The following is a 19,350-nucleotide window of genomic DNA, read 5'->3' on the forward strand; positions in this document are numbered from 1 at the left end:
TCCGATCCCTGTGCTGACAACGTTGCCAGGAAGCTTTGATCTCGTTGGCGTGCTGGTCAACGAGACAAGCGAGACAGGAATTCACGGCGCCGACATCGATGTCATCGCCTCGGAATCGAGTCATGCGGGTTGGCCAGGGAGAACGGTGCTGGGGTCGGGTCTTCCCGGTTTCGCACGGGTAAAAGACCGGTACAACGGGTGGGCGGTCTGCCGGCTAGCGGGCCCGCTGCCGTGTCCCGACGCCGAGTTCGACGTCGTCTTCGCGTCGCTGGTGCCGCACCACCTGCAGGACTGGGGCCCGGTGCTGGCCGAGGCGCCGCGCACCGGCGGGCGGTTGATCGCGTCGGTCAACCATCCCACCGCCAAGTACTGCATCGAGCGCCTGCAGGGGTGCCGGCCCGACTACTTCGAGACCAGGGCGCAGGCCGCGGAGTGGCCGGTGGGGACCAGGTCGTCGAGGTGACGTTCCGGAACCGGCCGCCGCACGCGATGACCGACGCGTTCACCGCGGCCGGGTTCCGGACCTCCCGGATCAGCGAGCCGCCGCCGGTCCCGCAGGCCCGCGACCTGTTCCCCGACGAGCACCACCTGCTCGCCACGGCCCCGAGCTTCCTGTTCTTCGTCCTTCAGGCGGAGTGAGTGATCACCGCGGTCACGGTGATGTCGACGTACCTGCCGATCAGGAACCCCGGCGCGCGGATGCCCAGCGTCCTGCGGTCGAGCCGGGCGGTCGCGGTCATCACCACCTGACCGTCCTCCGAGGACAGTGCGACGGTGCCGTCGAGCACCGTCTCGGTGCCGCGGGCGGCGAGCGTGCCGGTGACCTGCCAGCCGTCGCCGGTGGTCCGCGCGGACGTCGCGGTGAACGTCATCGACGGGTGCCGGTCGAGGTCGAGCAGGCCGGGTTTGCGCAGGTCCTGGTCGCGCTTGGTGTTGCCCGTGTCGATGGCGCCCAGGTCGAGCGTTCCGTGCGCGGCCAGCAGCGTGCCGTCCGTGCCGATCTCGACGGTGCCCGCGGTGACGGGGACGGTGCCGTGGGTCTTGCGGCCCAGGTTGCCGACCTCGAACGACGCGGTGCTGCGGGTGACGTCGGCCTGCCACACGCCAAGAGCCAGTGCTCGGGTGGCGGTCATGACCGCACCCCGTCGTACTCGAAGACCTGGAGCACGGGGTAGATCTCGACGCGGTCCGCGCCTCGCAGCAGGGCCGGGTCCTCGCCGGGCAGGAGCCGGGTGCTCATGATCGCCTTCTGCGTGTCGATCAGCACCTGCTCGGACTCGGCGATCGTCAGCACGACCTCCGAGCCGTCCTCGCGGCGCAGCACGTAGGTCCTGATGTTGCCCGGCACCGCCGTGGCCGCGGGTGCGATGCGCTCCCTGGCCGCGAAGTCCGCGGCGGCCAGCTGTTCGGGGCCGCGGGGGCCGTCGAAGTAGGTGAGCTGCGCGTACATGGTCGCCTCCTTGGTTGGTGCACCGAGTCTCTGCTCGCGCGGGGCGATGCGGATCCGTGCCAGTACGGAGTCCGGTGCTGAACCTCCACCGGTCGGCGATACTCCCGGTGTGGAGGAGCTCCCGATCTTCGGCCGCGACCGCGAACTGGCCTCGCTGCGGGCGGGTCTCGTCGGCGCCGGTCCGGGCGGTTCATCCTGATCAACGTCGTCGTGCCGGTGATCTCGACCTCGACGTCCATGTGACCTCCGTGATCAGCAGTGGCGTTCGGTTCGCCGCTGTCCTTTACTGACACGATGCCAATCGTCTCTCCCGGTTTCACCGGGCGACGCCAGTCACCGGACGTCGAACTGCCGCCCGGTCAGTACCTGGCAGAGGACTTCCCGGTCCTCACGGCGGGGCCGACACCGCGCGTGACGACCGACCGGTGGCAGTTCACGATCAACACCGAGGCCGGCCTGCGCTACGACTGGTCGTGGCAGCAGCTGATCGAAATGCCCGCGGAGAAGATCACCACGGACATCCACTGCGTCACCAAGTGGTCCAAGCTCGGCACCCGCTGGAAGGGCGTCTCGCTGGACGTGCTGCTGGAGGACGTCGAGACGGCCGCGGACTTCGCGCTCGTGCAGTCCTACGGCGGCTACACCACGAACCTGCCGCTCGAAGACCTGATCGACGGCCAGGCGTGGATCGCGTACCGGTACGACGGCGAGGAGCTGACGCCCGAGCACGGCGGACCGGCGCGCCTGCTGGTGCCGCACCTGTACTTCTGGAAGTCGGCGAAGTGGGTCCGCGGGATCCAGTTGCTGCTCGAGGACGAACCCGGCTTCTGGGAAAGCGCGGGCTACCACGACTACGGAGACCCATGGCGCGAGCAGCGGTACCAGGGCGACTGACCTGGCGGGTGGCCGAACTGGCCTCAACGGACGACATCACGAAGAGCGCGCGCGGCCTGGTGTTCGACGTGCCCGGCTGGCCCGGTCACCTGCCGGGCCAGCACGTCGATGTGCGGCTGACCGCCGAGGACGGCTACTCGGTGCAGCGCAGCTACTCGATCTCCTCCGCACCGGACGGGGAGCGGTTCGAGCTGAGCGTGCAACGCGTCGAGGACGGTGAGGTGTCGCCGTACCTGTGCGATGTGCTCTCACCGGGCGACCAGATCGAGCTGCGCGGACCGGTCGGCGGCTGGTTCGTGTGGCGGGCGGCGGACCAGGCGCCGGTCACGCTCGTGGCGGGAGGGTCGGGCATCGCGCCGTTGATGGCGATGATCCGCACGCGGGCGGCGGAGGGCAGCCGCGTCCCGTTCCGGCTGATCTACTCGGTGCGCACTCCCGACGACGTCTACTACGCCGACGAGCTGCGGCGGCGTGCGCGTGAGGACAGCGGGCTCGACGTCCACATCGTGTACACGCGCCAGGCCCCGGAAGGCGCGCCCGAACCGAAGCGCCTGGGGCTCGCGACGCTCAACACCCACGCCTGGCCGGCCGACTTCACGCCGAACGTCTTCGTGTGCGGGCCGACCGGGTTCGTCGAGACGGTGTCCGACATCTTCGTGGCGCTCGGCCACGACCCCCGCCGCGTCCGCACGGAACGCTTCGGCTGACAGGAGAGCACCGATGACCCACGTGGACGGCAACGCGCTGGCAGGCGACCTGCGGGAGATCTTCGCGGTCGACCTGACGGTGGCGACGGGACAGTGCTCGGGCTGCGGTTACAAGGGTTCTGTCGCGAGCCTGCGCGTCTACCAGAACGCTCCGGGGATCGTGGCGCGCTGCCCGCACTGCGAGGAGGTCGTGCTGCGGCTGGTCCGCGGCCGTGACCGCGCGTGGCTCGACCTGCGCGGCACGGTGAGCCTGGAGATCCCACTGCCTTGAGGAGAACGATGGACCTGGCCTGCCAGGCGGTGCTGTTCGACATGGACGGCGTGCTGACCGACTCGACGGTGTCCGCCGAACACGCGTGGACGCGATGGGCGCACGAGTACGGCGTCGACCCCGAGGACGTCCTGCGCGGACTGCACGGCCGTCGCGCCACGGACACCGTTCGCCTGTACGTGCCCGATTCGGCGCACGCCGAGGCGCTGGCGCGGATCAACGAGATCGAGGTAGCCGACGCCGGTTCGACCTCCCCGATCCCCGGCGCCCGAGAACTGGTGGACTCGTTGCCGGACAACTGGGCGCTGGTCACGTCCGCTCCGCCCGAGCTGCTGACGGTCCGGCTTGCCGCGGTGGGCATCCCGCTGCCGTCGGTGGTCATCAACGGCGACGACGTGACGCGCGGCAAGCCCGATCCCGAGGGCTACCTGAAGGCGGCCGGCAAGCTCGGACTGCCGATCGGGGAGTGCGTGATCTTCGAGGACAGCGGCAACGGGATCGCCGCGGGTCTCGCCGCCGGACCCGCCGCCGTGGTCGGCGTCGGCGAGGGCGCGCTGGACACACCCGCGCCCGTGGTCGTGAGGGATCTGCGTTCGGTCCGATGGATCGGCGGCGGTCTCCAGGTGAGCGAGAACCTCAGGCACTAGCCCCAGGCCTGGAACGTCTCCAGACCTGGGGCCGTTTCCCCGAAACTTGTCCGGTTTGACATGCCCGATACCTCCGAACGGCCGTAGCCGCGATGTTGAATCGTGTGCGTTGATGTGTGGGAGCGCTCTTACAACGTTGTAAAAACGAAGGGGATCTTCGCCGATGAAGAAAGCCGCCCCCGTACTCGTCGCTCTGCTGCTGGCGCTGGGCATAGCGCCCGGCGTGCCGTCCGCAGCTGCCGCCGAGCCCGTGCACGGCCTGAAGGGCGAGTACTTCACCATGTCGGCACCGGGCGCGCGGGACTTCGCGAACCTGGCCGGCACCGTGCTCGACGCCGACGTGAACCAAGGGGACCTGACCGGTGTGTTCGGGTTCCTGGCCGGCCGCACCGAACACACGACCGCCCGCTGGACCGGGCAGATCGCGGTGCCGCAGACCGGCGACTACACCTTCCACGCCATCGGGGACAACGGCTTCCGGCTGCTGATCGACGACAAGTCCGTGATCGACCACTGGGTGCCGGACTGGGACCGCGAGCAGACCAGTGCGCCGGTGACGCTCACCGCCGGACGCCAGTACGCCTTCAAGCTGGAGATGTTCCAGGACGTGGGCGGCGCCAACATGTTCCTGCGCTGGTCCAGCGCGAACACGCCCAAGCAGCTCGTGCCGGAGTCCGCGTTCACGCCGCCCGCCGACTTCAAGGTCGTGCCGCGCACCGCCGAGGTCTCCAGGGACGGGCGCACGCTCACCGCCGACTTCGGTGGCCGCGTCACGGGCACCAACGACCTGAAGGACCACCTGCGCGTCGAGGTCGACGCCACTCCGTTCCCGATCTCGCTCATCACCACGAACCGCAACCGGGCGACGATCCGGCTGGGCGAGCGGGTGCTGAAGGGCCAGCGGGTCCGGATCTACTACGACGGCGCGGGCGCGCTCGCGGTCGACGGTCAGAAGGTCGGGAAGACCGCGCGCACGACCGGCAACGTCTCCACGGAACGGCTCCGCACGCCGTGGGGCGAGAACTTCGACGCGCGCAACCCGCTGCCGGAGTACCCGAGGCCGCAGTTGGAACGCGACAAGTGGCTGAACCTCAACGGGCCGTGGGAGTTCGCCGCGGCCAAGGCCGGCGAGCAGCCCGCGTTCGGCAAGAAGCTGCGCGAGAAGGTCATCGTCCCGTACCCGATCGAGTCGCAGCTCTCCGGTCTCGAACGGCACGAGGACCACATGTTCTACCGCAGGACCGTGTCCGTGCCGCACGACTGGCGCATCGGCAACGGCCAGCGGTTGAAGCTCAACTTCGGCGCGGTCGACTACGAGGCCAAGGTCTGGGTGAACGGCAAGCTCGTCGCCGAGCACACCGGTGGTTACACGGCGTTCAGCGCGGACATCACCGACGTGCTCAAGCGCGGTGAGCAGGAGATCGTCGTCGGCGTCACCGACACCACCGGCCCGAACCAGCCCAAGGGCAAGCAGTCGCCCAACCCCAGCGGCATCTTCTACACGGCGTCGTCGGGCATCTGGCAGACTGTGTGGCTGGAGCCGGTGGCCGATAAGGGCATCGACGAGATCAAGACGACCCCCGACCTCACCACGAGTTCGCTCAAGGTCAACGTCAAGTCCGCCGGCACCGCCACCGTCACCGCCGTCGCGCGCGACGCCAGGGGCAAGCAGGTCGGCACGGTCACCGGTCCCGCGAACTCGAACCTGACGCTGCCGGTGCCGGACGCGCACCTGTGGACGCCGGACGACCCGTACCTCTACAAGCTCGACATCATGCTCGGCAAGGACAAGGTCAAGAGCTACTTCGGCATGCGCTCCACCGGCATCGCGAACGTCGGCGGCACGCCCAAGCTGACGCTCAACGGCCAGCCGATCTTCAACCTGATGCAGCTCGACCAGGGCTTCTACCCGGACGGCCTGAACACGGCGCCGAGCGACGAGGCCCTCGTGTTCGACCTGAAGGCGCAGAAGGACCTCGGCTTCAACTCGGTCCGCAAGCACATCAAGGCCGAACCCGCCCGCTGGTACTACCACGCCGACCGGCTCGGACTGCTGGTGTGGCAGGACTTCGTGGCCCTCGAGGACGGCAACAACCCGCTCTCGCAGGAGCGGTTCGTCAAGGAGGGCAAGGAGCTGATGCACCAGCTCCAGAACTACCCCTCCATCTACGCCTGGATCGTGTTCAACGAGGGCTGGGGCGAGTGGGACCGCACCGTCACCGGCCAGATCACCGACGAGGTCAAGGCGCTCGACCCGAGCCGCGTCGTCAGCGCCCACAGCGGCGTGAACTGCTGCGCCTCCAAGGGTGACAGCGGCAAGGGCGACGTCATCGACCACCACGACTACAACAACACCGACCCGGCCCGCCCGGACGGCAAGCGCGTCGTGATGGACGGCGAGCACGGCGGCTTCACGTTGCGCACGCCGGGTCACCAGTGGCCGGGTGCGCCGATCGCGATCTACAGCGGCGTGACCGACAAGGCGGCGCTGACGGCGAAGTACGTCGACAACACCCGCACGTTCTACCTCGGTCAGGCGCGGCAGGAGATGTCCGCGTCGGTCTACACGCAGGTCACCGACCTGGAAGGCGAGCTCAACGGGCTCTGGACCTACGACCGCAAGCGCATCAAGGTCGACCCCGGCCCCGTCCGGGAGATCAACCGGCGCGTCATCGAGGCCGGGGCGAACGCGGGCAAGCCGTACCCGTACGCGGGCAGCGGCGAGTGGAAGCTGAACGAGACCAAGGGATCCACGGCCAAGGACTCGACCGGCAAGAACCCGCTGACGCTCAGCCCGAGCGGCGCCACGTGGAAGGACGGCGCGCTGCAGTTCAAGAACGGCTCGGCGGACACCTACGGCCCGGTCGTCGACACGACCAAGGACTACACCGTGTCCGCGAAGGTGCGCCTCGACGAGGTGCCGGGCAACTACGCCTCCGCGGTGAGCCAGGACGGCAGGGAGCGGGAGAACCCCTTCTACCTGCAGTACGGCCAGGGTGCGTTCGCGTTCAGCACGCCGGGCGGCAACCGGGCCCGGTTCGAGACCACGCCGGAGATCGGCCGCTGGTACGAGCTCAAGGGTGAGCGCAAGGGCAACGAGATCCGGCTCTACGTGGACGGTGCGCTCGTCGCCACCGCCGCGGCGGGACCGGCGATCGTGAGCACCGGCGCGTTCACCGTGGGACGTGCGAAGTACAACGGCCAGAACGTCGATTTCTGGCCTGGTGCGATCAAGGACGTCCGCGTCACCTCCTGATCTCGGGAGAACGCTCTCCGGACGTGGTACAACCGTCGTATGAGCAAGGTTGCGCCCACGCTGGAGGACGTCGCGAAAGTCGCGGGAGTGTCCCGCGCGACGGTCTCGCGTGTCGTCAACGGCACGCGGAACGTCGATCCTGACATCCAGGAGACGGTGCGCAACGCGATCGAGCAGACCGGGTACACGCCCAACCGCGTGGCCCGGTCTCTCGTCACGCGCCGCACCGGCACCGTCGCGCTGGTGATCTCCGGCGCTGGCGGGGGGTCGGACGTCTTCACCGACCCGTTCTTCGGCCGCGTGACGGCGGGCGTGGTCGACTTCCTGCGCGGCCACAGCGTCCACCCGGTCCTCATGCTCGCCGACTCGGACCACGCGCGGACCGAGGTCGTCGAGTTCCTGAGACAGGGCAGCGCCGACGGCGCCCTGCTCGTCTCCACCCACCCCGCCGACCCGCTGCCCGCCCGCCTGCTCGACGCCGGCGTGCCCTCGGTGCTCTACGCGCGGCCCGGCAGCCCGATGCCGGTCAGCTACGTCGACATGGACCACCGCGCGGGCGGCCGGCTCGCCGCGGACCACCTGGTGGCGGCGGGCAGGTACAACATCACCGCCATCTCCGGCCCGATGGACGTCCTGGCGAGCCAGGACCGGCACGCAGGCTTCCGCGACGCCATGGCCCGCCACGGTTTCCCGTACGTACCGACGGTCGAGGGCGGCTTCACCGCCGAGAGCGGCGCGGCGGCGATGCACCAGCTCCTCTCCGAGTGCCCCGACCTCGACGCCGTGTTCGCCGCGAACGACCTGATGGCGCAGGCGGCCGTGGACGTGCTGCTGGAGCACGGGCTGCGCGTGCCCGACGCCGTCGCGGTGGTCGGGTTCGACGACAGCGCCCCGGCCCTCGCGTGCCGTCCGCAGCTCACGACGGTCCGGCAGCCCGTGGAGCGGATGGCCGCGCAGATGGCCGACCTGCTGCTCGCGGACCTCGAAAAACCGGGACAACGGCCGAGATCCGTCATCTTCGAACCGGAACTCGTCGTCAGGGCCTCCGCCTGATTGACCTGCCCGACACCTGCCGTTAACGTCCCCTGGGAGAGCGCTCTCACGCCCCTGTCCAAGGCTTCCGCCCTTCCCCGTCAGGCAGGATCATGGGATCGACCCTGTCCAGGGCCGCCGCGTTCGCCGCTGCCGCCTTGTGTTTGGTGACCACTGTCAGCGCCACATCTCAGGCCGGAGCCGCCGCGTGCGGCACCGGCAACGTCGCTCTCAACCGCCCCGCCACCACCTCGTCCACCGAGAACGGCGGCACACCCGCGTCGGCTGCCGTCGATGGCAACGCGGGGACCCGCTGGTCCTCGCAGTTCTCCGACCCGCAGTGGCTGCAGGTCGACCTCGGTTCCACCCAGCAGGTCTGCCGCGTGGCCCTGAGCTGGGAGGGCGCGTACGGCAAGGCTTTCCAGGTCCAGCTGTCCGACACGGCGGCCGCGAACTCCTGGCGTGACGTCTACTCGACCACCACGAGCACGGGTGGCAACCAGTCGCTCGACGTCAGCGGGTCTGGCCGCTACCTGCGCGTGCTCGGCACCCAGCGCGGCACCGGCTACGGCTACTCGTTGTGGGAGCTTGGTGTCTTCACCGGCACCCCGGACACGCCGGGTGTGACGCCGACTGATCCGCGCAATCCTGATTTCGGTCCGAACGTGTACGTCTACGGGCCGGGTTCGTCGCAGGCGGAGATGCAGTCGCGGCTGGACGCGATCTCGGCGCAGATGAAGACGAACCAGTTCGGTCCGCAGCGCCACGCGGTGCTGTTCAAGCCGGGCAGCTACAACGCCGACGTGAACCTGCGCTTCTACACCCAGATCGTCGGTCTCGGCCTCATGCCGGACGATGTGAACATCAACGGGCACATCCGAGTCGAGGCCGACTGGTTGCAGCAGGGCAGCGACCCGAACAACCTCGGCAACGCGACCCAGAACTTCTGGCGCGGCGCGGAGAACCTCTCGGTCACGTTGCCTCCCAACCAGATCGAGCGCTGGGCGGTCTCGCAGGCCACCGCGTACCGGCGGATGCACTTGCGCGGTCAGGCGCACCTGTGGAACGGCTACGACGGCTGGGCCAGCGGTGGTCTGATCGTGGACAGCAAGATCGATGGTGTGACCGTGTCCGGTTCGCAGCAGCAGTTCCTGACCCGCAACAGCAACCTCGCGGGCGGCTGGTCGGGTTCGGTGTGGAACATGGTGTTCGCCGGGACGCAGGGCGCGCCGCCGAACAACTTCCCGAACCCCTCACACACCACGGTCGACACCTCGCCGGTGACGCGGGAGAAGCCGTACCTGTACTTCGACAACTCCGGTGAGTACCGCGTCTTCCTGCCCGCGTTGCGCCAGAACTCGCGTGGCACGAGCTGGGAGAACGGCAACCCGGGCACGTCGGTGTCGCTCGCGGACTTCTTCATCGTCAAGCCAGGCACCCCGACCGCGACGATCAACGCGGCGTTGCAGCAGGGCAAGCACCTGCTGCTCACGCCCGGTATCCACCAGGTCGACGACACGATCCGTGTGACGAGGCCGAACACGGTCGTGCTCGGCTTGGGTCTCGCGACGCTGACGCCCACGACGGGCAAGGCCGCGCTGACGACGTCCGATGTGGACGGTGTGAAGCTGGCCGGGTTCCTGGTCGACGCGGGGGTGCAGAACTCCCCGGTGCTGCTGGAGATCGGCGACTCGAGCGCGAACTCGCACGCGGCCAACCCGACCTCGTTGCACGACGTGTACCTGCGTGTCGGCGGCTCCCAGGCGGGCAAGGCAACGGTCAGCATGCGTGTGAACAGCCGCAACACGATCATCGACCACACTTGGGTGTGGCGGGCGGACCACGGTGAGGGTGTGAGCTGGACGGCGAACCCGGGCCAGAACGGTGTGGTCGTCAACGGTGACAACGTCATCGCGTACGGGTTGTTCGTGGAGCACTACCAGCAGCACAACCTGGTCTGGAACGGCAACGGCGGCCGGGTCTACCTCTACCAGAACGAACTGCCGTACGACCCGCCGAACCAGGCCGCGTGGATGAACGGCTCGAAGCGGGGCTGGGCCGGCTACAAGGTCGCGGACGCCGTGACGACGCACGAGGCGTTCGGTGTCGGTGTCTACGCCTTCAACCAGGCGGATCCGAGCGTGGTCACCGACAACGGCTTCGAGGCGCCGAACCGGCCGGGAGTCCGGTTCACGCACCTCGTGGCGGTGTCGCTCGGCGGAGTGGGCACGATCGCCAACGTCATCAACGGCACGGGTGGTCAGGCGGACCTGGCGAACCAGGTCCGCTACGTCGTCAGCTACCCGTGACCGAGCTTGCCGAGCTGATCCCTGCGGGATGACTCGACGGACGCCGCGAACTCCTTGGTCGCGGCGTCCGTTCCGCCTTCCTGTTCACTGCGGGCGAGTTTCACGGTCTGGTCGAGGTGCTCGTGGAGCTTCTTCGCGAGTGAGGTGGGATCCGTCCGGATGGCCAGCAGGTCGGCCTCGGAGATCAGACCCGGCATCTGGTGGCCGGCGTGCAGGTTGGTGTCCGGCAGCCCGGCGCGGTCCCGCAACTGCCGCAAGTGGACCAGCTCGGCCGAGTGAGACGCTCTGAGCGCCGCGGCGAACTCGGCCAGCGCCGGTGGGGCGGAGTCGAGGGCGGGCAGCAGCTGTTCGTTCATCGGGATCATCAGCTGGACCCACGCCGTGTCCGTGGCGTTGAACGAGGACACCGGCGCCGGTGGGGGAGCGGGCGCGGCGCACCCCGCCAGCAGCAGCAACGCGGGAACACCCCAGGGCACGCGCCGCCCTGGGGTGCATGAGGCGAGGAACCTCACCGCGGCAACCGGTAGTCCGGTCCGAGCGCGGCACCTCGATTCGGCTTGTACAGGTCGAACCCGCGCGGGTCGCACTGCAGGCCGCCGTTGACGCAGTGGCGGACGAGCGCGGCCTGGGTGGGTGCGTCCCAGGCGTTCATGAAGTCGTAGTGCCAGGTGTACCCGCGACCGCTGGCGAGCCGCACGCGGGACATGTCGCCGGAGACCGGGAACGCCATCTTGAACTCGATCATCGGTACCCCCACGGGGTGCGACGGCGGGCAGACCAGCGTCGCGCGGTCCGGGTAGGCCATGTGCGACTTGTGGTCCGCCGAATCGAGGTCACGGCCGTTCCAGCAACTCGGTGCCTGGTAACGGACGTTGAGCTGCGTACCGGGCGGGCAGTACGCCGGGAAGTCCCAGTTGTGGAAGCTGTCGCCGCACTCCCAGCCCTCGACCGCGCCGGGTGCGGTGCGGAACTGCTCCTGCGTGGCCGTGGGACTGCCGACCACGAACCGGATGCCCGCCGGGAACGGCACGACGTCCTGGTACCGCAGGATGCCGGACTTGTAGTAGATCACCTGCGGGAAGTTCGGCGGCACGATCTGGTCGCCGTTGTAGACCGACGGGAACCAGTACGCGGACTTGTCGTCGGGCGTCCTGCAGTTGGTCTGACCTGCTTTCAGGGAGTCGTTGGTGCTGCCGGCCTTGGTGGAGCTGTTGCCGAGGAACGTGTGCATGTGCGACGCGCCCGGTAGTCCCGGGAAGACGATCGGGTCGTCCGGGAGGTGGGTCGTGACCGAGCAGTTCGCCTGGAACTCGTGGTGCGTGACCAGGTCGTCCGCCTGAGCCGACTGGGTCACGACCACGGCCGCCGCCAGGGCGGCCGCCATCGTCAACGCGCTGAGTTTTCGGGACACCTTTGTCCTCCTGCCGAGTGGGGTTCCGGCTTGGAGAGCGCTCTCCCAGCCAGGTTCCCGCCACCTCGGGCGAGGTGTCAAGACCGGTTCTTTGACAGGTTCGGCGGTCTGGTCGTACGGTGCGGCGGCAGGTTTGTGAGAGCGCTCTCCTCACGGATCCTCACCAGAACCGATCGTCGGCAGGCTGCCGACCACGGTGGCGCGGAAACGTGCAAATGTTCGACATCCGCACTTCTGGAGGTCGAACGATGAAGGTGCGCACGTGGGCGCCTGTGCTCGTCGCGTCGGTGTTCCTGGTCGCGCTCAACCTCCGGCCGGCACTGACCTCGGTCGGTCCGCTGCTGCCCCGGATCGGCGCGGAGGCCGGTCTGACCGAGGGGATGCAGGGACTGCTGGGCGCGCTGCCCCTGCTGGCGTTCGCGGCCATCTCGCCACTGATCCAGCACCCGGCCCGGCGGTTCGGGGCGGAGCGCTCGCTGATGGCGGCACTCGTGCTCCTCGCGCTCGGCACGGCGTTGCGCTCCGGCACGGGCGACGCCGGCCTGTGGATCGGCACGGCCGTCGCGGGCTGCGCGATCGCGATCGGCAACGTGCTGGTGCCGACGATCGTCAAACGGGACTACCGCGACCACGTGTCGCCGGCGACCGGCGTCTACTCCGCCTGCATCACCGTCGGGGCCTCGATCGCGTCCGCGGTGGCGGTGCCGCTCTCCCACGCCTGGGGCTGGCGGGGCGCACTGGCGTTCTGGGCGGTCCCGGCGCTGGTCGTCGCGGTGCTGTGGCTCCCGCGCGCCTGGAACGGCGGACCGGTCGCCGAGCCCGTGACGGCGAACTCGCGGCCCGCGGTGAGCGTGTGGCGGCAGCCGACCGCGTGGCTGGTGACGGCGTTCATGGGACTCCAGTCCACGACCTTCTACATCATGGTCACCTGGTTCCCGACGGTCGAGATCTCGGCGGGCGTGCCGGCCGAGCGGGCCGGTGTCCACCTCTTCGTCTACCAACTGGTCGGCGTCGCCTCGGGGCTTGCGATCCCGCATCTGCTCAAACACGACGACCAGGTGGTCGCCGCCGTCACCGCCAGCGTCCCGATGGTCGTCGGCGTGATCGGGCTGGTACTCCTGCCGGCGTGGAGCGTCGTGTGGGCGGTGATCGCGGGCCTCGGCACGGGCGCGTCGCTGGTCGTCGCCCTCACGCTGATCAGCCTGCGCGGCCACGGCCAGCACGGCACGACGCAACTGTCCGGAATGGCCCAGTCCCTCGGTTATCTGCTGGCCGCGGTGGGCCCGGTCCTGGCCGGACACCTCGCCGAGCGCACCGGCTCGTGGACGGCGTCGCTCGTGCTGGTCGGTGCGCTCGGTGTCGCGCAGGTCGCCGTCGCCTTCGCGGTGGGCCGTGTCCCCTCGTCGCCCCCAGGGGCAGATCAGGCGGAGTTCAGGGGGAACCCTGATGGCAGCGCGCCCGGTCACGGGCAGGCTGGAGTTCGTAAGGGGAATTCCGCAGTTCGAGGAGAGACATGAGCGAATCCAAGCCCGAGTCCGCCCGCACCGCCGTCGACTCGGTGGTCGATGCCGTTCGCGGACTGGTCAGCGAGGGCTTCAACCGTCGCGTGGTCGTGCGTGACAGCAAGGACGACGTGGTGCTGGAGGTGCCGGTGGCTCTCGGGGTGGTCGCGGCTTTCGCGGCCCCGGTGGTCACGACCATCGGTGCCGGTGTCGCACTGGTCGGCAAGTGCGGGATCAAGATCGAGAACCGCGAGCAGCCCACCAGCCAGCCCGCGACGACGACGGTCGAGTCCGAGCGGGTGTAGTCCGCAGTCGCCGCGGCGAGGACGTCCAGGGGGATCTGGCGTCCTCGCCGCGGTTTTCTCACGATCAGCTCGTGAGGTCCAGCCACATGATGCGCAGGCCGACGTCTCCCAGGTCGGGGTGGCGAAACGCGCCGGGAGCGGTGCCGAGGGTGACGAATCCCAGGTCCTCGTAGAGGCGGACGGCCGCCGTGTTCGTGTCGACGACGGCGTTGAACTGGACGGCCGCGAAGCCGCCGCGCCGCGCCCAGTCGACCAGGTCGGTCGTGAGGGCTCGCCCCACGCCGGCGCCCCGTGCCTGCTCGGCGACCATCAGCGTGCCGGAGGCGACATGGCTCCCCGGCCCCGGCCGGTTGGCGTACATGTTCGCGGTGCCGAGCACCCGGTCGCCGTCCGCGGCCACGACGACCCTCGCCGGTGCGGCCAGCAGCCACATCCGCTTGGCGTCTTGCTCGCTCATGCCGGGGTCGTAGGGAATCGTCCGCTGTTCGGTGACGACGTCGCGGATGATCGGCCAGATCTGCGGCCAGTCGTCGTCGCCCGCCTCGCGGATCGCGACGGCCGACTTGGTTCCAGGTGATTGCACAGCTTCATCCTGCAGAAGGCCCCGGCCCGTCACCATCCAATTTCGCCTCCCGGTGCCTACCATCCGAGCTGACGACTCCCGGGAGGACGGACCTTTGACGCGCCACACGTTCACCACCCCCGTCGAGCTCAACGGCAAGACCGCGACCGGCCTCCGCGTCCCGGCGGACGTCGTCGAGGCGTTGGGGCAGGGCAGGAAACCCAAGGTGCTGGTGACCATCGGAGCCCACACCTACCGCAGCACGGTCGCGGTCTACGGCGGTGACTTCATGCTGCCGTTGAGCGCCGCGAACCGGGAGGCCGCGGGCGTCGCGGCCGGGGACACCGTCGAGGTCGCGCTGGAACCGGACCTCGCCGAACGCACCGTCGAGGTGCCCGAAGACCTCGCCGCCGCGCTCGACGCGAACCCCGCGGCCCGAGCCGCGTTCACCGCGCTGTCCTACAGCAACCAGCGGCAGCGGACCGAGGCGGTGGCGGCGGCGAAACAGGCCGAGACCCGTGCGCGACGCATCGCGAAGATCGTCGCCGACCTGGCCTGACCTCAGGCGGCGGTGACGCAGCCCACTGCCTCCTGTGTGGACGTCCGCACGCAGATGACCGTGCCTCTCGAACCCCCCGACGGGTACACCACCGCGGAGGTGTTCACGTTTACCGGGCGACGGCCGCGAACACCTGGCACTGGCCCTCGGAGAGTGGCGGTCCGTGCTCGCCACCGGCGCCGCACCGCTCGTGCGGCCTCGCAGCGAGTGCCTCACCGGGGACGTCGCCGCCGCACCGGGTCACCTCGCCGAGGTGCGCAGGCTGGTCTTCGACCACCTGTCCGACGAGGACGTCGCCCGCCTGGGCGAGATCACCGCGAAGCGCCTGCCCGCGCTGACCTCCTGAGCGTCACAACGCCCCGATGGCCTCGCAGGCCTTGCGCACTCCCTCGCCGTAGGCCGGATCGGCCTTGCCGCAGTGGAGGACGTGCCGCTCGACGGTCTCCTTCCGCGCGCCCTTGATCGCCCGCGCGGTGTTGTCGAACAACGCCTGCTGCTGCTCGCCCGTCATGAGCCGGAAGAGATCGCCCGGCTGCTCGAAGTAGTTGTCGTCGTCCTCGCGGAAGTCGAACCGGTCGGCGGTGTCACCGGCGGACAGCGCCGGTTCGGCGTAGGCGGGTTGCTCGGCCCAGCGGCCGAAGTTGTTCGGCTGCACGCCGGGGACGCCGCCCTGGTTGCCGTCGACCCGCATGGCGCCGTCGCGGTGGTAGGTGTTCACCAGGCGCGCGCCGTTCGGGTGGTTGACCGGGATCTGGTGGTGGTTGACGCCGAGCCGGTACCGCGCGGCGTCGCCGTAGGAGAACAGCCGGCCCTGCAGCATCCGGTCCGGGCTCAGCGAGATGCCGGGGACGACGTTGGCCGGGGTGAAGGCGGCCTGCTCGACGTCGGCGAAGTAGTTGCCGGGGTTGCGGTCCAGACGCATCTCGCCCGCCTCGATCAGCGGGTAGTCCTTCTTGCTCCACACCTTCGTGAGGTCGAACGGGTGGAAGCGGTACCCGGCGGCGTCGGCCTCCGGCATCACCTGGACGTAGAGCTTCCAGGCCGGGAAGTCGCCGTTGTCGATGGACTCGTACAGGTCGCGCTGGTGCGACTCGCGGTCGCGGCCGATCAACTGGCCCGCCTGCTCGTCGGTCAGGTTCTCGATGCCCTGCCGCGTGCGGAAGTGGAACTTCACCCAGTGCCGCACGCCGTCGGCGTTGACCATGCTGTAGGTGTGCGACCCGAACCCGTGCATGTGCCGGTACGAGCGGGGGATGCCGCGGTCGCTCATCACGATCGTCACCTGGTGCAGCGCCTCGGGCAGGTTCGTCCAGAAGCCCCAGTTGTTCTCGGGGTCGCGCAGGTTCGTCCGCGGGTCGCGCTTCACGGCGCGGGCGAGGTCGGGGAACTTCAGCGGGTCGCGGAAGAAGAAGACCGGCGTGTTGTTGCCGACCACGTCCCAGTTGCCCTCGCTGGTGTAGAAGCGGGTCGCGAAGCCGCGGATGTCCCGTTCGGCGTCGGCGGCGCCGCGCTCGCCCGCCACCGTCGAGAACCGCACGAACATCTCGCACTCGTTGCCGATCTGGCTGAACAGCGCCGCTCTCGTGTACGCGGTGAGGTCGCCGGTGACGGTGAACCGGCCGAACGCGCCGGAGCCCTTCGCGTGCATCCGCCGCTCCGGGACCACCTCGCGGTCGAAGTGGGCGAGCTTCTCCAGCAGCCACAGGTCCTGCAGCAGGACCGGACCGCGCCGGCCCGCGGTGAGGCTGTTCTGGTTGTCGGCGACCGGCGCGCCGGCGGCCGTGGTCAGCGGGTCGGTGTTGTCTTCGAACGCCATCTGGTGAACTTCTCCGATCAGTGGTCGCCGGGGCCGCACGAGGGACACAGCCCCCAGTGCAGGACCTCGGACTCTTCGACGCGGAAACCGTGCGTCCGCGGGAACTCCAGGGGAGCGCGCTCGACGTCCGCCACCGCGCCGCAGCCGCGGCACACGACGTGGTCGTGGGCGTGGTCGCGCAGTTCGAACCGCGCCCGCTGGCCGGTCTCGAGCCGACGCACGAGCCGCGCGTCCGACAGCGCCGCCAGCACGTCGTAGAGCGCCTGCGTGGACACGGAACCGATGTCCTCCCGGACGATCCGGCCCAGCTGGTCGACGTCGGCGTGCGGGTGGTGTGCCAACGCGGTCAGCACGGCGATCCGTTGCTTGGTGACTCTCAGCGAGACGCTGCGCAGGGCGGCGACCGGGTCTTCTGCGGGCAAGTCGGTCTCCTCGGCGAGCGGCAAAGATAGTTAGGACTCCTAGCTAGACTGTGGCATGCTGGGCGCGCTCGGGGCAAGTAGTCCGGACCGGTTCAAGAAAACGAGGTCTTCCGTGCGCTCGGTGGTCATCCAGCACGTTCCGTTCGAAGGGCCGGGTCTGATCGCACCGGCGTTGTTCGCCGTGGGGAGCAAGGTGTCCGTGGTCCGCGCCGACCTCGGGGACGCGCTGCCCGCCGCCGCACAGCTCGACGTGCTCGTCGTGATGGGCGGCCCGATGGGGGCGTTCGACGACCTGAAGCATCCGCACCTGGTGGAGGAACGGGCGTTGATCGCGGAGTGCGTCCGGCTCGGCAAACCGGTTCTCGGCGTCTGCCTCGGCGCACAGCTGCTCGCCGCCGCGCTGGGCGCGTCCGTCCACCGCGGACCGGTGGCGGAGATCGGGGCCGGCGAGGTCGAGCTCACCTCCGCCGACGACCCGGTGTTGTCGCCGTCCGGGCCCCGGCTACCGGTCGTGCACTGGCACGAGGACACGTTCGACCTGCCCGACGGCGCGGAACTGCTCGCACGGTCGGATCTCTACGCGCACCAGGCTTTCCGGGCGGGCACGGCCTACGGCCTGCAGTTCCACGTCGAGATCGGTTCCGCGGAGCTGTGGGAGATCACGCCGTACCTGCCGGCGGGCCGCAAGATCTCCCTCGCCGAGGTCGACGCGGTGTCCGCGGTGGGGGAGCAGGTGCTCGCGCGGTGGGCCGCGTTCGCCGCTGCGGTGGTGGGGTCATGAGCGCGCGGGTGGTCGTCGTGTCGACCGGTGTGGTGCGGCAACTTCCCTGGCGAGGCCGGGAGGTGAGCACCGCGATCGCGAAGTCGCCGGTGTCAGGCCGGGTCGACGTCGGCTTCCTCGGCCTGGCCGGGGACGAGCAGGGGGACCAGGTGAACCACGGCGGGCCGGACAAGGCGGTCCTGCTCTACCCGAGTGAGCACTACGCGGCCTGGGCGGAGGAGATCGGACCGCTCGTCACCCCCGCGTTCGGGGAGAACCTGACCACGTCCGGGTTGCTGGAAAGCGACGCCGTGATCGGTGCTGTCCACGCCGTGGGTTCGGTGCTGTTGCAGGTGAGCCAGCCACGCAGGCCCTGCTTCAAGCTCGCCGCACGGCACGACGTCGGGGACATGGCCGTGCGAACCCAGCGCACGGGCCGCACTGGTCTCTACTGCCGGGTGCTGCGAGAGGGGCACGTCGGGGCGGGTGACGCGCTGGTGCTGGACAGCGAACCTTCGCACGGGATCACCGCGGCCGAGGTGCACCGCGTGCTCAACGTGGACCTGGACGACGTGGCCGCGGCCCGGCGGCTGCTGGCTCACGACGGCGTGCTGCCCGAGTCGTGGGTGAAGCTGCTGCACCGGCGCCTGGACGGACGTCTCGAAGACCAGGCCGCCCGCCTGCACGGCTGACCCGCCTCACTGTGGCGTGGCGCGCTGCTTCCGCTTCGACGCCGGCGCGTCCGCCGGTTCGTGTTCCGGGCAGTCGGTCCGCAGGCCCGCCAGCGGCAGCGGTATGCGCAACAGGTGGCAGTGGTGCGGCACGGCCGGATCGGGGTACTCGTCGCGGCCGAAGAAGCGGCACGTCGTGCACATGTGCGTCACGCTCACGACGCCCGCGCTGTGCAAGCCCCCGATCACCCGCAGCAGGGTGTGCAGCGTGATCGCCCTGTCGTGCTCGGAGATCCCCGCCAGGGCCGAGGTCAGCGGATCGTCCCAGGAGGACAGTCCACGTGCGACCTCCTCGCCGGTGGCGGTCAGCGTGAGTGAGCGCCGGCGGCCGTCCGTGCCGGGTGAGCGCGTCACGATCTCCTTGCGCTCCAACGCCGCCACGGCGTCGGACATCGTCGGCGTGGTGACGTCGAACTCCGCGGCGAGCGCCGCCACCTCGTGTCGGTTGCGCGGGTGCTGCGCGAGTGCGAGCACGGCCTGCTGCTGCAACGGGGAGAGCCCGTGCTCCCGTGCCGTGCGCTGCGCCAGTGACCGCATGCCGTGCCCGAGCCGCTCCAGCGCGTCGGCCAGCCGCCGGTCGAGCCCGGCCGTGCCGTCGGTGTCAGTCATGCGATCCGCCTCGCCCGTAGTGCTTTCCGCGTCGATGGTACGTGCCGTCCGCGTTGAGACCCGGATCACCGTGGAGCAAAGTAGGTAGGACTCCTACTTACTTTGTG

General features: G+C 69.6%; 23 protein-coding genes. 15 read left to right on the forward strand and 8 right to left on the reverse strand.

Annotated features, from left to right (window positions below; translation table 11 throughout):
* The first annotated feature begins 145 nt into the window (after positions 1–145).
* Together IEY88_RS44125 and IEY88_RS44130 are read left to right on the forward strand one after the other, a co-directional pair.
* Positions 146–463: a class I SAM-dependent methyltransferase gene (locus tag IEY88_RS44125; RefSeq protein WP_229693292.1), complete on the forward strand. Its 318-nt coding sequence runs from the start codon at positions 146–148 to the stop codon at positions 461–463.
* A complete protein-coding gene (locus tag IEY88_RS44130; RefSeq protein ID WP_229693293.1) occupies positions 460–639 on the forward strand; it encodes a hypothetical protein in 180 nt (59 codons plus the stop codon). Before IEY88_RS44125 ends, IEY88_RS44130 begins: the two co-directional genes overlap by 4 nt.
* Here IEY88_RS44130 and IEY88_RS11775 read toward each other — a convergent pair.
* Both IEY88_RS11775 and IEY88_RS11780 read right to left on the reverse strand, forming a co-directional pair.
* Positions 627–1,133: a YceI family protein gene (locus IEY88_RS11775; RefSeq protein ID WP_189154730.1), complete on the reverse strand. Its 507-nt coding sequence runs from the start codon at positions 1,131–1,133 to the stop codon at positions 627–629. The two genes, IEY88_RS44130 and IEY88_RS11775, sit on opposite strands and share 13 nt — an antisense overlap.
* On the reverse strand, positions 1,130–1,450 hold the full coding sequence (locus IEY88_RS11780) for a hypothetical protein (protein WP_189154731.1): 321 nt from the start codon (positions 1,448–1,450) through the stop codon (positions 1,130–1,132). Before IEY88_RS11780 ends, IEY88_RS11775 begins: the two co-directional genes overlap by 4 nt.
* 294 nt (positions 1,451–1,744) lie before the next feature.
* Here IEY88_RS11780 and IEY88_RS11785 point away from each other — a divergent pair, with 294 nt between their 5' ends.
* From IEY88_RS11785 to IEY88_RS11815, 7 genes are all read left to right on the forward strand, one after another.
* Positions 1,745–2,344 (forward strand): sulfite oxidase-like oxidoreductase, encoded by a 600-nt coding sequence (locus tag IEY88_RS11785; protein ID WP_189154732.1) that lies wholly within the window; start codon positions 1,745–1,747, stop codon positions 2,342–2,344.
* On the forward strand, positions 2,314–3,051 hold the full coding sequence (locus tag IEY88_RS11790) for a ferredoxin reductase (protein ID WP_189154733.1): 738 nt from the start codon (positions 2,314–2,316) through the stop codon (positions 3,049–3,051). The genes IEY88_RS11785 and IEY88_RS11790 overlap by 31 nt, the downstream gene beginning before the upstream one ends.
* A gap of 13 nt (positions 3,052–3,064) precedes the next feature.
* Positions 3,065–3,322 carry a DUF6510 family protein gene (locus IEY88_RS11795; protein ID WP_189154734.1) on the forward strand — a complete coding sequence of 86 codons (258 nt, stop codon included), beginning with the start codon at positions 3,065–3,067 and terminating at the stop codon, positions 3,320–3,322.
* Positions 3,323–3,330: 8 nt separating this feature from the next.
* Positions 3,331–3,969, forward strand: a complete 639-nt coding sequence (locus IEY88_RS11800; RefSeq protein ID WP_189154735.1) for an HAD-IA family hydrolase — start codon at positions 3,331–3,333, stop codon at positions 3,967–3,969.
* 163 nt (positions 3,970–4,132) lie between these two features.
* Positions 4,133–7,225, forward strand: coding sequence for a PA14 domain-containing protein (locus IEY88_RS11805; protein WP_189154736.1), 3,093 nt, complete (start codon positions 4,133–4,135; stop codon positions 7,223–7,225).
* Between the two features lie 39 nt (positions 7,226–7,264).
* Positions 7,265–8,278 (forward strand): LacI family DNA-binding transcriptional regulator, encoded by a 1,014-nt coding sequence (locus IEY88_RS11810; RefSeq protein ID WP_189154737.1) that lies wholly within the window; start codon positions 7,265–7,267, stop codon positions 8,276–8,278.
* 146 nt (positions 8,279–8,424) lie between these two features.
* A complete protein-coding gene (locus IEY88_RS11815) occupies positions 8,425–10,566 on the forward strand; it encodes a pectate lyase-like domain-containing protein (protein ID WP_373294067.1) in 2,142 nt (713 codons plus the stop codon).
* On the opposite strand, the gene IEY88_RS11820 is transcribed toward IEY88_RS11815, so the two are convergent.
* Positions 10,557–11,042: a DUF305 domain-containing protein gene (locus IEY88_RS11820; RefSeq protein WP_189154739.1), complete on the reverse strand. Its 486-nt coding sequence runs from the start codon at positions 11,040–11,042 to the stop codon at positions 10,557–10,559. The two genes, IEY88_RS11815 and IEY88_RS11820, sit on opposite strands and share 10 nt — an antisense overlap.
* A gap of 32 nt (positions 11,043–11,074) precedes the next feature.
* Complete coding sequence (locus IEY88_RS11825; protein WP_229693294.1) at positions 11,075–11,977, reverse strand: DUF1996 domain-containing protein; 903 nt, start codon at positions 11,975–11,977, stop codon at positions 11,075–11,077.
* Positions 11,978–12,225: 248 nt separating this feature from the next.
* Between IEY88_RS11825 and IEY88_RS11830 the strand changes: the two genes are divergently transcribed.
* Together IEY88_RS11830 and IEY88_RS11835 are read left to right on the forward strand one after the other, a co-directional pair.
* On the forward strand, positions 12,226–13,494 hold the full coding sequence (locus tag IEY88_RS11830) for a CynX/NimT family MFS transporter (protein ID WP_189154740.1): 1,269 nt from the start codon (positions 12,226–12,228) through the stop codon (positions 13,492–13,494).
* A complete protein-coding gene (locus tag IEY88_RS11835) occupies positions 13,491–13,784 on the forward strand; it encodes a DUF4342 domain-containing protein (protein WP_189154741.1) in 294 nt (97 codons plus the stop codon). The genes IEY88_RS11830 and IEY88_RS11835 overlap by 4 nt, the downstream gene beginning before the upstream one ends.
* 64 nt (positions 13,785–13,848) lie before the next feature.
* Here IEY88_RS11835 and IEY88_RS11840 read toward each other — a convergent pair whose 3' ends face one another.
* Positions 13,849–14,367, reverse strand: coding sequence for a GNAT family N-acetyltransferase (locus IEY88_RS11840; RefSeq protein WP_229693295.1), 519 nt, complete (start codon positions 14,365–14,367; stop codon positions 13,849–13,851).
* 94 nt (positions 14,368–14,461) lie between these two features.
* On the opposite strand from IEY88_RS11840, the gene IEY88_RS11845 reads away from it, so the two are divergent.
* Both IEY88_RS11845 and IEY88_RS44135 read left to right on the forward strand, forming a co-directional pair.
* On the forward strand, positions 14,462–14,905 hold the full coding sequence (locus IEY88_RS11845) for a YdeI/OmpD-associated family protein (protein WP_229693296.1): 444 nt from the start codon (positions 14,462–14,464) through the stop codon (positions 14,903–14,905).
* A 163-nt stretch (positions 14,906–15,068) separates the two neighbouring features.
* Positions 15,069–15,251, forward strand: a complete 183-nt coding sequence (locus IEY88_RS44135; protein WP_229693297.1) for a hypothetical protein — start codon at positions 15,069–15,071, stop codon at positions 15,249–15,251.
* Between the two features lie 3 nt (positions 15,252–15,254).
* Here the strand turns inward: IEY88_RS44135 and IEY88_RS11855 are convergent, their stop codons facing one another.
* Both IEY88_RS11855 and IEY88_RS11860 read right to left on the reverse strand, forming a co-directional pair.
* Entirely contained in the window at positions 15,255–16,721 is a 1,467-nt protein-coding gene (locus IEY88_RS11855) for a catalase (RefSeq protein ID WP_189154744.1), read from the reverse strand.
* Positions 16,722–16,738: 17 nt separating this feature from the next.
* Positions 16,739–17,143: a Fur family transcriptional regulator gene (locus IEY88_RS11860; RefSeq protein WP_189154745.1), complete on the reverse strand. Its 405-nt coding sequence runs from the start codon at positions 17,141–17,143 to the stop codon at positions 16,739–16,741.
* Between the two features lie 112 nt (positions 17,144–17,255).
* Here IEY88_RS11860 and IEY88_RS11865 point away from each other — a divergent pair, with 112 nt between their 5' ends.
* Together IEY88_RS11865 and IEY88_RS11870 are read left to right on the forward strand one after the other, a co-directional pair.
* On the forward strand, positions 17,256–17,924 hold the full coding sequence (locus IEY88_RS11865) for a type 1 glutamine amidotransferase (RefSeq protein WP_229693298.1): 669 nt from the start codon (positions 17,256–17,258) through the stop codon (positions 17,922–17,924).
* Positions 17,921–18,595: an MOSC domain-containing protein gene (locus tag IEY88_RS11870; RefSeq protein WP_189154747.1), complete on the forward strand. Its 675-nt coding sequence runs from the start codon at positions 17,921–17,923 to the stop codon at positions 18,593–18,595. Before IEY88_RS11865 ends, IEY88_RS11870 begins: the two co-directional genes overlap by 4 nt.
* A gap of 6 nt (positions 18,596–18,601) precedes the next feature.
* On the opposite strand, the gene IEY88_RS11875 is transcribed toward IEY88_RS11870, so the two are convergent.
* Complete coding sequence (locus tag IEY88_RS11875) at positions 18,602–19,243, reverse strand: MarR family winged helix-turn-helix transcriptional regulator (protein WP_189154748.1); 642 nt, start codon at positions 19,241–19,243, stop codon at positions 18,602–18,604.
* Positions 19,244–19,350 lie beyond the last annotated feature (107 nt).

Source organism: Lentzea pudingi (assembly GCF_014646255.1).
Taxonomy (GTDB): Bacteria; Actinomycetota; Actinomycetes; order Mycobacteriales; family Pseudonocardiaceae; genus Lentzea; species Lentzea pudingi.

Bases quoted from the DNA above. Each gene is read 5' to 3' on its own strand.
- IEY88_RS11775 (WP_189154730.1), bottom strand. From the start codon at position 1,133: ATGACCGCCACCCGAGCACTGGCTCTTGGCGTGTGGCAGGCCGACGTC.
- IEY88_RS11780 (WP_189154731.1), bottom strand. From the start codon at position 1,450: ATGTACGCGCAGCTCACCTACTTCGACGGCCCCCGCGGCCCCGAACAG.
- IEY88_RS11785 (WP_189154732.1), top strand. From the start codon at position 1,745: ATGCCAATCGTCTCTCCCGGTTTCACCGGGCGACGCCAGTCACCGGAC.
- IEY88_RS11790 (WP_189154733.1), top strand. From the start codon at position 2,314: ATGGCGCGAGCAGCGGTACCAGGGCGACTGACCTGGCGGGTGGCCGAA.
- IEY88_RS11795 (WP_189154734.1), top strand. From the start codon at position 3,065: ATGACCCACGTGGACGGCAACGCGCTGGCAGGCGACCTGCGGGAGATC.
- IEY88_RS11800 (WP_189154735.1), top strand. From the start codon at position 3,331: ATGGACCTGGCCTGCCAGGCGGTGCTGTTCGACATGGACGGCGTGCTG.
- IEY88_RS11805 (WP_189154736.1), top strand. From the start codon at position 4,133: ATGAAGAAAGCCGCCCCCGTACTCGTCGCTCTGCTGCTGGCGCTGGGC.
- IEY88_RS11810 (WP_189154737.1), top strand. From the start codon at position 7,265: ATGAGCAAGGTTGCGCCCACGCTGGAGGACGTCGCGAAAGTCGCGGGA.
- IEY88_RS11830 (WP_189154740.1), top strand. From the start codon at position 12,226: ATGAAGGTGCGCACGTGGGCGCCTGTGCTCGTCGCGTCGGTGTTCCTG.
- IEY88_RS11835 (WP_189154741.1), top strand. From the start codon at position 13,491: ATGAGCGAATCCAAGCCCGAGTCCGCCCGCACCGCCGTCGACTCGGTG.
- IEY88_RS11855 (WP_189154744.1), bottom strand. From the start codon at position 16,721: ATGGCGTTCGAAGACAACACCGACCCGCTGACCACGGCCGCCGGCGCG.
- IEY88_RS11870 (WP_189154747.1), top strand. From the start codon at position 17,921: ATGAGCGCGCGGGTGGTCGTCGTGTCGACCGGTGTGGTGCGGCAACTT.
- IEY88_RS11875 (WP_189154748.1), bottom strand. From the start codon at position 19,243: ATGACTGACACCGACGGCACGGCCGGGCTCGACCGGCGGCTGGCCGAC.